Annotated in this window: 9 protein-coding genes; 7 read left to right on the top strand and 2 right to left on the bottom strand. The window is 63.0% G+C overall.

Annotated elements, in window-relative coordinates; translation table 11 throughout:
* The 3 genes from Q8M42_RS19250 to Q8M42_RS19240 all read left to right on the top strand — a co-directional run.
* The coding region (locus tag Q8M42_RS19250; RefSeq protein WP_305285325.1) for a transposase at positions 1 to 164 on the top strand (164 nt) is incomplete at its 5' end.
* A gap of 394 nt (positions 165 to 558) precedes the next feature.
* Positions 559 to 2,223 (top strand): VRR-NUC domain-containing protein, encoded by a 1,665-nt coding sequence (locus Q8M42_RS19245; protein ID WP_304868449.1) that lies wholly within the window; start codon positions 559 to 561, stop codon positions 2,221 to 2,223.
* Positions 2,220 to 4,514 carry an ATP-dependent DNA helicase gene (locus Q8M42_RS19240; protein WP_304868448.1) on the top strand — a complete coding sequence of 765 codons (2,295 nt, stop codon included), beginning with the start codon at positions 2,220 to 2,222 and terminating at the stop codon, positions 4,512 to 4,514. Before Q8M42_RS19245 ends, Q8M42_RS19240 begins: the two co-directional genes overlap by 4 nt.
* Positions 4,515 to 4,527: 13 nt before the next feature.
* Here Q8M42_RS19240 and mnmH read toward each other — a convergent pair whose 3' ends face one another.
* Positions 4,528 to 5,628 carry a tRNA 2-selenouridine(34) synthase MnmH gene (gene mnmH / locus Q8M42_RS19235; protein WP_304868446.1) on the bottom strand — a complete coding sequence of 367 codons (1,101 nt, stop codon included), beginning with the start codon at positions 5,626 to 5,628 and terminating at the stop codon, positions 4,528 to 4,530.
* On the bottom strand, positions 5,628 to 6,662 hold the full coding sequence (gene selD / locus Q8M42_RS19230; protein WP_304868444.1) for a selenide, water dikinase SelD: 1,035 nt from the start codon (positions 6,660 to 6,662) through the stop codon (positions 5,628 to 5,630). The genes mnmH and selD overlap by 1 nt, the downstream gene beginning before the upstream one ends.
* A gap of 172 nt (positions 6,663 to 6,834) precedes the next feature.
* Here selD and Q8M42_RS19225 point away from each other — a divergent pair, with 172 nt between their 5' ends.
* From Q8M42_RS19225 to phnE, 4 genes are read left to right on the top strand one after another with little or no spacing between them, the layout of a single operon-like run.
* Positions 6,835 to 7,686, top strand: coding sequence for a putative selenate ABC transporter substrate-binding protein (locus tag Q8M42_RS19225; protein ID WP_304868442.1), 852 nt, complete (start codon positions 6,835 to 6,837; stop codon positions 7,684 to 7,686).
* Entirely contained in the window at positions 7,683 to 8,480 is a 798-nt protein-coding gene (locus tag Q8M42_RS19220) for a phosphonate ABC transporter ATP-binding protein (RefSeq protein ID WP_304868441.1), read from the top strand. Before Q8M42_RS19225 ends, Q8M42_RS19220 begins: the two co-directional genes overlap by 4 nt.
* Positions 8,474 to 9,301, top strand: a complete 828-nt coding sequence (locus Q8M42_RS19215; RefSeq protein WP_304868440.1) for an ABC transporter permease — start codon at positions 8,474 to 8,476, stop codon at positions 9,299 to 9,301. Before Q8M42_RS19220 ends, Q8M42_RS19215 begins: the two co-directional genes overlap by 7 nt.
* Complete coding sequence (gene phnE, locus Q8M42_RS19210; protein WP_304868439.1) at positions 9,298 to 10,065, top strand: phosphonate ABC transporter, permease protein PhnE; 768 nt, start codon at positions 9,298 to 9,300, stop codon at positions 10,063 to 10,065. The genes Q8M42_RS19215 and phnE overlap by 4 nt, the downstream gene beginning before the upstream one ends.
* Positions 10,066 to 10,152 lie beyond the last annotated feature (87 nt).

The raw sequence follows: 10,152 nt of genomic DNA, 5'->3' as shown, positions 1-10,152 counted from the left end.
TCGAGCACCCGTTCCGGGTGATTAAACGTCAGTTCGGTTATGTGAAGACGCGCTTCCGGGGCCTGGCCAAAAACACCGCGCAACTGGTGACACTGTTTGCCCTGTCGAACCTGTGGATGGCGCGCAGACATTTGCTGACGAATACAGGAGAGGTGCGTCTGTAATGCAGGGAATAGCGACCGCGAGGTGCTCGCGGCGGCTAAAAAACCAGAAATAAGCGGATGATCTGAGCATTTTTGATCGATTTGCCGCTTTAAAAATCGGCGGGGGCTGAAGTCAGCCAGAAATACATGGCTACTTCAGACCATCCCTAGCCAGAGAAGACTGGCAATGGCCAGAATGGCGCCTTAGAAGGGCGCAGAATTGCTGGTTTTGTCCGGAATAGACCAGCAATGGATAGGTGTCGAACCGGGTTCAAATCCCCCCGGCCCACCAAATAAACATCTAAAGACGTCCACGGACGTCTTTTTTTGTGCCTGAAATTCTGTAAGTTCGGTGCGTCAGCACCCTACCTTCGCGCCTGTGGTTCATGGTTATTTGTTAGACGCAGGTATCTGTATGCCAATCGCAACCGGCACACCCATGCAGTCGCAACTCGATCCGCGCTTCTACTACCTAGCGAATTTCCGTCAGGCCCTCACCTGGCTGCAGGAGCGTTCAGCCGATCTGTTGAGCGAGGCGGAGCATGCCTTCGTGCGGCAGTTTTTCGCCATGGACACGCCCGCCCAGGCCCTGCTGGTGCGGATGATCATGCGCAAGGGCAATCACTTCCGGCTGAGCAAGCTGAGCTATGAGGAGATCGGTTGCACGCGCCTGGCGGCAAGGCCGCTGCTTGAGGCGGGCTGGGTGCGGTATGACGCCGAGCTGTGCCTGGAAGAGCTGTTCAAGCTGCTGCGCAAGGATGAAGTGCTCCAGCATCTGGCGGGTCCCACATCGAGAAAGTCGCAGAACAAAGCCGAACTGCTGGAGCAACTGACCGAGACTTGTGCCGAGCCACGCGCCTTTGCGGCCTGGTGCCCTGGCAGTGAGGAACAGATTGTCTCCCTGACCATCGACGCCCTGTGCGAGCGTCTGCGCCTGATGTTCTTCGGCAATCTGCGTCAGGACTGGTCAGAGTTCGTCCTCGCCGAGCTCGGCATTTTCCGCTACGAGCGCGTAGAGCTGACGGCCGACTCGCGCGCCTTTCGTCACCGGGCGGATGTGGACTGCTACCTGCACCTGCAGCGCAGCCGTGAGCAGTTCGAGGCCGGCGAGCCGCTTGCCAGCGTACTGCAACAGATCAGCGCCCTGGTCTGCGATACCCCCTTTCTGGCCGCGCGACGCAACAAGCTGTTGTTCCACATGGGCCAGCAACTGGAGCGCGAGGCAGACCTGGAAGGTGCGTTGGCGTTTTATAGCGACTGCCGTTATGTCGGCGCTCGCCTGCGGCAGATCCGCGTACTGGAGCGCCTGGGCCGCGCCGAACACGCCTATGAGCTGACGTTACAGGCCATCCAGGCACCGGAAAATGATGCCGAAGCCCAGGCGGTGGAACGTGCGTTGACGCGGCTGGCCCGCCAGCTCGGGCAACCACAACCTGGCAAAGCCAAGCCAGTAACGCCTGCACGGATTGACCTGAGCCTGCCAAGGCCCGAGGCGCAGAGTGTCGAGTTTGCCGTCAAAGCCCACCTGCATGAGCCCCAGGCGCCGGTGCACTATGTCGAGAACAGCCTGATCTGTAGCCTGTTCGGCCTGCTCTGCTGGCAGGCCATCTTCGCGCCGGTGCCGGGGGCCTTTTTCCACCCTTTTCACACCGCACCGGTGGATTTGCTCAGTGCCGACTTCCATACCCAACGCGAGGCGTTGTTTGCCACATGCATCGCCCACCTCGACTCGGATGCCTACAAGCAGGTAATCCGCGACAACTACACGGCGAAATTCGGCATCCAGTCGCCCTTCATATTCTGGGCCGCGCTGGACGAAACCTTGCTGGAGCAAGCGCTCGACTGCCTGCCCGCCGCGCACCTGCGGGCCTGGTTCAAGCGCCTGCTGCTGGACATCAAAGCCAACCGCGCCGGCATGCCCGACCTGATCCAGTTCTGGCCGGCCGAGCGGCGCTACCGGATGATTGAAGTCAAAGGCCCAGGCGACCGCCTGCAGGATAACCAGCGGCGCTGGCTGGCCTTCTGCGCCGAGCACGGCATGCCGGTGGATGTGTGTTACGTGCAATGGGCAGACGCGTGAATTATCAGGTCGCCGTGCGCGCACTGTGCGAATTTACCGCCAAGGTCGGTGACCTGGATTTGCGCTTTACCCCCTCGCCCACCGCCCAGGAAGGTATGACCGGGCACGCCATTGTGGTGGCCAGACGCGGCCCGACTTATTACGCCGAATTGCCGTTAAATGGCGAATACCAGGGCTTGCAGGTACGCGGCCGCGCGGACGGTTACGACCCTGAGGAAAACCTGCTGGAGGAGATCAAGACCCACCGCGGCGATATCAGTCGTATCCCGGAAAATCACCGCCTGCTGCACTGGGCACAGGCCAAGGTCTACGGCTGGCTGCTCTGCCAGGAGCGCGACATGCCAGAGATCAATCTGGCCGTGGTCTATTTCAACGTCATCACCCAGCATGAAACCGCCTTTCATCTGACCGCAACAGCGGATGAGCTGCGTAAGTTCTTCGAGCTCCAGTGCAGCCTATATATCCGCTGGGCCGAGTACGAGCGCGAGCATCGCCGCCAACGCGATGAAGCCCTGCTGCGCCTGCGCTTTCCGCATGCCGAGTTTCGCAGCGGGCAACGCCAGCTGGCCAATCAGGTTTACCGCGCCGCCCGTGACGGCCACTGCCTGATGGCCCAGGCCACCACTGGCATTGGTAAAACCCTCGGCACCCTGTTTCCGCAGCTCAAGGCCTTCCCCGAGCAGCAGTTGGATCGGTTGTTTTTTCTTACCGCCAAAACCCCCGGCCGGCGCCTGGCGCTAGATGCGCTGGCCACTTTGCGCAGTCAGGAAGAGGCGATGCCGCTACGGGTGCTGGAACATGTGGCGCGCGACAAGGCCTGCGAGCACCCTGACAAAGCCTGCCATGGCGACTCCTGCCCGCTGGCCAAAGGCTTTTACGACCGTTTGCCCGCAGCCCGCCAGGCCGCACTCGAAGGCCAGTGGCTAAGCCATGAAAGCGTGCGGGCAACCGCCCTAGCGCATCAGATCTGTCCTTATTATCTGAGCCAGGAACTGTGCCGCTGGGCGGATGTGGTGGTCTGCGATTACAACTATTACTTCGACATGGGCGGCCTGCTGTATGGCCTCACCTTGCTCAATGAATGGCGCATCACCCTGCTGGTGGACGAAGCCCACAACCTGATTGAACGCGCGCGTGGCATGTACACCGCCGAGCTCAATCAACAACGCTTTGAAGCGGTACGGCGCATTGCGCCGAGCGTGATGAAGGCGCCGCTGGAGCGCATCAGCCGGCACTGGCGGCAGCTTGAGCGCGACCAGGAAGTGGCGTATCAGGTCTACCCCACCGCGCCGGACCTGTTCGTCATGGCGCTGCAAAAGGCCGTCAGCACGCTCACCGATCACCTGAGCGAGCAGCCGGCGGGCAATGCCAGCGAGCTGCTGCACTTCTACCTCGATGCCATGCTGTTCTGCCGGCTGGCCGAGGCCTTTGGCGCGCACTCGCTGTTCGATATCAGCCGCGACGAGGGCAGTGGTCAATCGGTGTCCACCCTGTGCATCCGTAATATCGTGCCTGCGCTGTTTCTCGCCCCGCGCTTCGACGAGGCGCACAGCTGCACGCTGTTTTCCGCCACCCTGAGCCCGGCGAACTATTACGCCGACCTGCTTGGCCTGCCCGAGGAAACACCCTGGATCGATGTGGAATCGCCCTTTAGTGCCGAGCAGTTGCACGTCCAGGCTGTCAGCAACCTGTCCACCCGCTACGCCCATCGCGACTACTCGCTGGCCCCCATCGCTGCCCTGATTGCCCGCCAGTACGCGGAAAAACCGGGCAACTACCTGGCCTTCTTCAGCAGTTACACCTATCTGCAGGCGGTGCTGCAGGAGCTGCAGATGGCGTACCCGCAGATCCCGGTCTGGCAGCAGTCACGGCAAATGGATGAAAACGAGCGCCAGGCCTTTCTCGATAGGTTCTCCAGCACTGGCCGTGGCATTGGTTTTGCCGTATTGGGCGGAGCCTTTGGCGAGGGTATCGATCTGCCCGGCGACCGCCTGATCGGCGCGTTTATCGCCACCCTCGGCCTGCCGCAGATCAACCCGGTCAATGAAGAAATCAAACAGCGCATGGAGCTGATGTTCGGCAGCAACAAAGGCTATGGCTACACCTACCTTTACCCGGGTTTGCAGAAGGTGGTGCAGGCCGCCGGCCGAGTGATTCGCACAGTGCAGGATCAGGGCGTGGTCTATCTGATTGATGACCGTTTCAACCAGCCGGCGATCCGCAAGCTGCTGCCCAGCTGGTGGAAGGTCGAACGCTGCCGTTTGCCGTTAAACAAGGACCCGGTTCTCTAGCCGCGCATGCCGTTCAGTGTCGGCCTGCCTTGCGCTCAGTCAGGTAGGCGATGACCGCCGCCTGGTCACCAGCAAACTCGATACGCGCCGCCTTGCTCTCGCGCTGGTAGGCGTACATCGGGTCGTAGTATTCGCGCAGCAGCCCGGCAATCCAGTCGCGGTGCAGCGCAACCGCCCCGCTGCGCTGTTCATCCAGCGCCGCCTGCATGATGGTCAGCAAGCGCTGATAGCGCTCGCCGCCCAGGCGCTTCTGGATATTGCTCAGGCTTTGCAGCAGGCGCTCGGCGTAGAGCCGAAAGCCGTCTTCCTCACCGTGCAGGGCGATAAATTCGGCGCACAGGTTGACCACGTAATCGCGCAGGATGCGCTCGACGCGGTCCTCGAAGGCATCCTCCAGCCACACCAGCGGGTATTGCTGCATGCCCTGGTACAGCGCCAGCGGCACGTTGCAGCTGCCGACCATGCGGCCTTCGTCTTCCAGCACAAACTGCTCGGTGCCACGGGCGCGCTGCTTGAGCAGATCAATGGCCAGGCGGTTCTCGAAGTCGATCTGCGCCGGCTGGCCGCTGGCGCGTTTGCCGAAGCTGGAGCCACGGTGATTGGCATGGCCTTCCAGATCCAGGCTGTTATTGAGCTGCACCAGCACGTCGGTTTTGCCGGTGCCAGTGAGGCCACCGAGGATGACGAAATCACACTTGGCCACGGCCTGCTGGGTGGTTTCCAGCAGAAAGGTGCGCATCGCCTTGTAGCCGCCGATCACCCGTGGGTAGTCAATACCAGCTTCCGCCAGCCACTGCTGGGTGATCTGCGAGCGCAGGCCACCGCGAAAGCAGTACAGATAGCCATGCGGATTAGCCTTGGCAAACGCCGCCCAGGCCGCAACCCGCACGGCCTTGACCTGGCCGCTGACCAGCTGATGGCCGAGCGCGATGGCGGCGTCCTGGCCATGCTGCTTGTAGCAGGTGCCGACCCGCTGGCGCTCGCTGTCATCCATCAGCGGCAGGTTGAGCACACCGGGGAAGGCGCCTTTGCTGAACTCGACCGGAGCGCGAGCGTCCATCATCGGCAGATCATTGAGGAAGATCTCGCGGTAGTTGCTGCTGTTGTCGCGCATCACAGCACCTCTACCGCGTAGCACTGTCGCTCAACCAAACGGCCGATGGGCGCCAGATTCAAACCCAGCTCGGCGGCCACGGCGAGAAACTCCGCCTCGCCTTCTGGCGTCACGGCAATCAGCAGGCCGCCGCTGGTTTGCGGGTCGCACAGCAGGTCGCGCTGCTCATCGGTAATAGGCGCGATCTTCTCGCCATAGCTGTCGAAGTTGCGCAGGGTGCCGCCCGGCACGCAGCCTTCGGCTAGGTAGTAGTCGACCCCCGGCAAACGCGGCACGGCGGCGTAGTCGAGCTGGGCGGTGAGATTAGCGCCATCGGCCATCTCCACCAGATGGCCGAGCAGACCGAAACCGGTGACATCGGTCATCGCCGTGACCCCGGCCAGCTTGCCGAAACGCGAGCCGGGCTTGTTCAGAGTGCACATCCAGTCGCGCGCCAGGCCGACATCCTCGGGGCGCAGCTTGGCCTTCTTCTCGGCGGTGGTGAGGATACCGATACCCAGCGGCTTGCTCAGGTACAGCTGGCAGCCGGCGGTGGCGGTGTCATTGCGTTTCATATGGCGCTTGTTCACCACGCCGGTAACAGCAAGGCCGAAGATCGGCTCTGGGGCGTCGATGGAATGACCACCGGCCAGCGGAATACCCGCTTCATCACAGACCGCGCGGCCGCCACGGATCACTTCACGGGCCACTTCCGGTGGCAGCAGGTTGACCGGCCAGCCGAGGATGGCGATGGCCATCAGCGGATCGCCGCCCATGGCGTAGATGTCGCTAATCGCATTGGTGGCGGCGATGCGACCGAAGTCATAGGGGTCATCGACAATCGGCATAAAGAAGTCAGTGGTCGACACCACCCCACGCTCGTCGTCCAGGGCATACACCGCCGCATCATCACGCGAGGCATTGCCGACCCACAGCTTGGGGTCGAGGTTCTGCGCGCCACTGCCGGCGAGAATCACCTCCAGCACTTTCGGCGAAATCTTGCAGCCGCAGCCGGCCCCGTGGCTGTACTGGGTCAAACGGATCGGCTCGCTCATCGGTCAGGCTCTCGGCAAATCGGAAACAGGCCGGGGATTCTAGCAAAGCAGACCTTTGTCAAAGCGTTCCATATAATCGCGCCACATCGACTACCCTGACCACGACGCGCAGGCCTGCACATCTTCGGACCTGTTATTTAGATCCTTTCCGCTATTGAACCGGAGAATCCTCATGCTCACACGTACCCTGGCGCTCGCCGCCGGCGTTGCCCTGTCCTTGTCTGCCAGCCTGAGCCAAGCCGCCGAAGTACTACGCGTCAGCGCCATTCCGGATGAGGCACCGACTGAACTGCTGCGCAAATTCAAACCGCTGGGCGCCTACCTGGAGCAGCAACTGGGCATGAAAGTCGAGTTCACCCCAGTCGCCGACTACCCAGCCGTGGTCGAAGCGCTGGCCACTGACCGTTTGGACCTAGCCTGGCTCGGCGGTTTCACCTTCGTGCAGGCACGCCTAAAAACTGGCAATGCCATCCCACTGGTGCAGCGCGAGCAGGATGCGCAGTTCACCAGCAAGTTCATCACGGCCAACCCGGACGTGACCTCCCTGGCCGACCTCAAGGGCAAGACCTTTGCCTTCGGCTCGGTGTCGTCCACCTCCGGCAGCCTGATGCCGCGCTATTTTATGCTGCAGGATGGGATCAAGCCGGAAGACTTCTTCAGCCGCGTGGGCTACTCCGGCGCGCATGACGCCACTGCCGCCTGGGTTCAGGCCGGCAAGGTCGACGGTGGCGTGCTCAACGCCAGCGTGTGGGACAAACTGGTCGCTGCCGGCAAAGTCGACAGCAGCAAGGTCAAGGTCTTCGCCACCACCCCGACGTACTACGACTACAACTGGACCGTGCGCGGCACCCTCGACCCGGTACTGGCCGAGAAGATCAAAGCTGCCTTCCTCGCACTCGACCCAGCGAACCCCGAGCACAAGGCGATCCTCGACCTGCAGGCCGCCAGCCGCTTTATCGCAACCTCGCCTGAGAACTACAAGGGCATCGAGGACGCTGCGCGCGCCGCTGACCTGCTGAAATGACCCTGCGCCTCTGCGGCGCCAGCCTCAGCCACGGTAACGGAGTCCACGCCCTGCGCGGCGTGGACTTACATATCGCCGCCGGCGAGCGCGTCGCCATCATCGGCCCGTCCGGGGCCGGCAAGTCGAGCCTGCTCAACCTGCTGGCGACTGCCCTGCAACCCAGTGGCGGCGATATTCAGGTGCTCGGTGAGCAGCCGTGGCAACTGTCTAGCCGCCAACGCCAACGCCTGCGTGCGCGCATCGGCCTGGTGCATCAGGCGCCGCCTCTGCCGGCGCGCCAGCGGGTGGTTACTGCGGTGCTGGCCGGCAAGCTTGGTCAATGGGGCTTGGGCAAAAGCCTGCTGAATCTGTTGCACCCGCTGGATATCCCTGGCGTTCGCCGTGAGCTGGCCAAGCTGGATATGGCCGACAAGCTGTTCGCCCAGTGTCAGCAACTTTCCGGTGGCCAGCTGCAACGCGTGGGCATCGCCCGCGTGCTGTACCAGGCCCCCGAACTGCTGCTGGCCGATGAGCCGGTGTCGGCCATGGACCCGGTGCTGGCCGAGCACACGCTGAACGTGTTGTGTCGGCATGCCGAGCAGCATGGCGTGACCCTGGTCGCCAGCCTGCACGCGGTGGAACTGGCCCTGGCGCACTTCCCGCGCATCATCGGCTTGCGTGACGGGCAGATCCTGTTCGACCGCCCTGCCAGCGAAGTCGATCAGACCCAGCTCGACGCCCTGTACGCCAATGAGCAACTGCTCTCGCCGCCAACGCCCAGCGTGACCCTGAGCCTGCAGATCCCGCGATGCTAAACCGCGACACCCGCGACCCGGCCGCCCTGCCCCGCCTGCTGCTCACCCTGCTGGCACTGGCCCTGTTGTGGCCGGGTATTCAGCTCAGCGAGCTGGACCTGGGCGTGCTGCTGCAAGCCGACAGCCAGAGCGAGATGGGCCGCTTTGTCGCCGCCTTCTGGCCGCCGACCCATGACGCGGACTTTTTACAGTTACTGCTCGACGCCACCCTGCAAACCCTGGCCATTGCTACCGCCGGCATGGCCCTGGCGCTGCTATTGGCGATTCCGGCCAGCCTGCTGGCCAGCCGCGCGCTGTCGCTGTCGGCGGCGTCCCGTGGCGGCCGCCCCAAACCGCTGGCGCAGTTGCTGCGCTGGCCGGCGCGCAGCCTGCTGATCTTCCTGCGCAGCGTGCCGGAAATTGTCTGGGCCCTGCTGTTCGTCCGCGCCGTCGGCCTCGGCCCCACCGCCGGGGTGCTGGCCATCGCCATCACCTACAGCGGCATGCTCGGCAAGGTCTATGCGGAAATCTTCGAGTCGGTCGACCAGCGCCCGGCCCACGCCCTGCTGCAGGCCGGCAGCGGCCGGCTGGCGGCATTCGTCTACGGCATCCTGCCGAATGCCGCAGCGGAGCTGACCTCCTACACGGTGTACCGTTGGGAATGCGCGATCCGCGCCTCGGTGGTCATGGGCTTCGTCGGCGCCGGCGGCCTGGGCCAACAGATTGACCTGTCAATGCGCATGTTCGCCGGCGGTGAAGTGGCCAGCATGCTGCTGACCTTTCTGTTGCTGGTACTGCTGGCCGATCAGCTCAGCCGTGTGCTGCGCGGGAGGCTGGCATGAACCGGCTGATCAACCTGTTGCTGCTGTGCGGCATCGGCGCGGCGGTGATCGCCTCATTCGTTTACCTGGGTATCGATCTAGGCGCATTGATCAGCGGCGACAGCCTGGGGCAGATGTCCGGCTATGTGCGGCGCTTTCTCAGCCCGGATCTGAGTGCCGAACATCTGGCGGCCATCAGCCATGGCGCAATGGAAACCCTGGCCATGTCGGCCCTCGGCACCTTGCTCGCGGCGGTATTCGGCCTGTTGCTGGCCTTGCCCGCCGCAGGGCGCTTCGGCTGGCCGCTGCAGAGTGCGGCACGCTTGCTACTCAATGCCCTGCGCGCAATTCCGGAATTAGTCTGGGCTGCGCTGATGGTGCTGGCTGCCGGTCTTGGCCCAAATGCCGGCACCCTGGCCCTGGCCCTGCATACCGCTGGCGTACTCGGCCGACTATTTGCCGAAGCGCTAGAAAACACCCCAACTGCACCGGCCGAAGCGATTCGCCTGCAGGGCGGCAGCCAGATTGCCGCCTTCTGCTACGGCACCCTGCCCAACCTGTGGCCACAGCTGTTGGCCTACTGCCTGTATCGCTGGGAAAACAATATCCGTATGGCCAGCGTGCTGGGTTTCGTCGGGGCCGGCGGTTTGGGGCAAATGCTCTATGTCAGCCTCAGCCTGTTTCAGGAGCCTCAGGCAAGCACGGTGATCATCGCCATGTTGCTGCTGGTATTCGGCGTCGATGCGCTGAGCAGCTGGAGCCGGCAGCGCTGGATTCGCGCCTGATTCTGCAAACCGTAGGATGGGTTAGGCACCCACAAATTGACCTGCCGTTACCGAACAAACGTGCCGTAACCCATCATCGATATTCGC

Origin of the sequence: Pseudomonas sp. (assembly GCF_030684895.1) — a bacterium.
Lineage (GTDB): Bacteria > Pseudomonadota > Gammaproteobacteria > Pseudomonadales > Pseudomonadaceae > Aquipseudomonas.
This window is presented reverse-complemented; position numbering and strand designations above follow the sequence as displayed.

Excerpts from the sequence above, each read along its gene's own strand:
- Q8M42_RS19245 (WP_304868449.1), top strand. The coding sequence starts at position 559 with ATGCCAATCGCAACCGGCACACCCATGCAGTCGCAACTCGATCCGCGC.
- mnmH (WP_304868446.1), bottom strand. The coding sequence starts at position 5,628 with ATGCGCGACAACAGCAGCAACTACCGCGAGATCTTCCTCAATGATCTG.
- selD (WP_304868444.1), bottom strand. The coding sequence starts at position 6,662 with ATGAGCGAGCCGATCCGTTTGACCCAGTACAGCCACGGGGCCGGCTGC.
- Q8M42_RS19225 (WP_304868442.1), top strand. The coding sequence starts at position 6,835 with ATGCTCACACGTACCCTGGCGCTCGCCGCCGGCGTTGCCCTGTCCTTG.
- Q8M42_RS19220 (WP_304868441.1), top strand. The coding sequence starts at position 7,683 with ATGACCCTGCGCCTCTGCGGCGCCAGCCTCAGCCACGGTAACGGAGTC.
- Q8M42_RS19215 (WP_304868440.1), top strand. The coding sequence starts at position 8,474 with ATGCTAAACCGCGACACCCGCGACCCGGCCGCCCTGCCCCGCCTGCTG.
- phnE (WP_304868439.1), top strand. The coding sequence starts at position 9,298 with ATGAACCGGCTGATCAACCTGTTGCTGCTGTGCGGCATCGGCGCGGCG.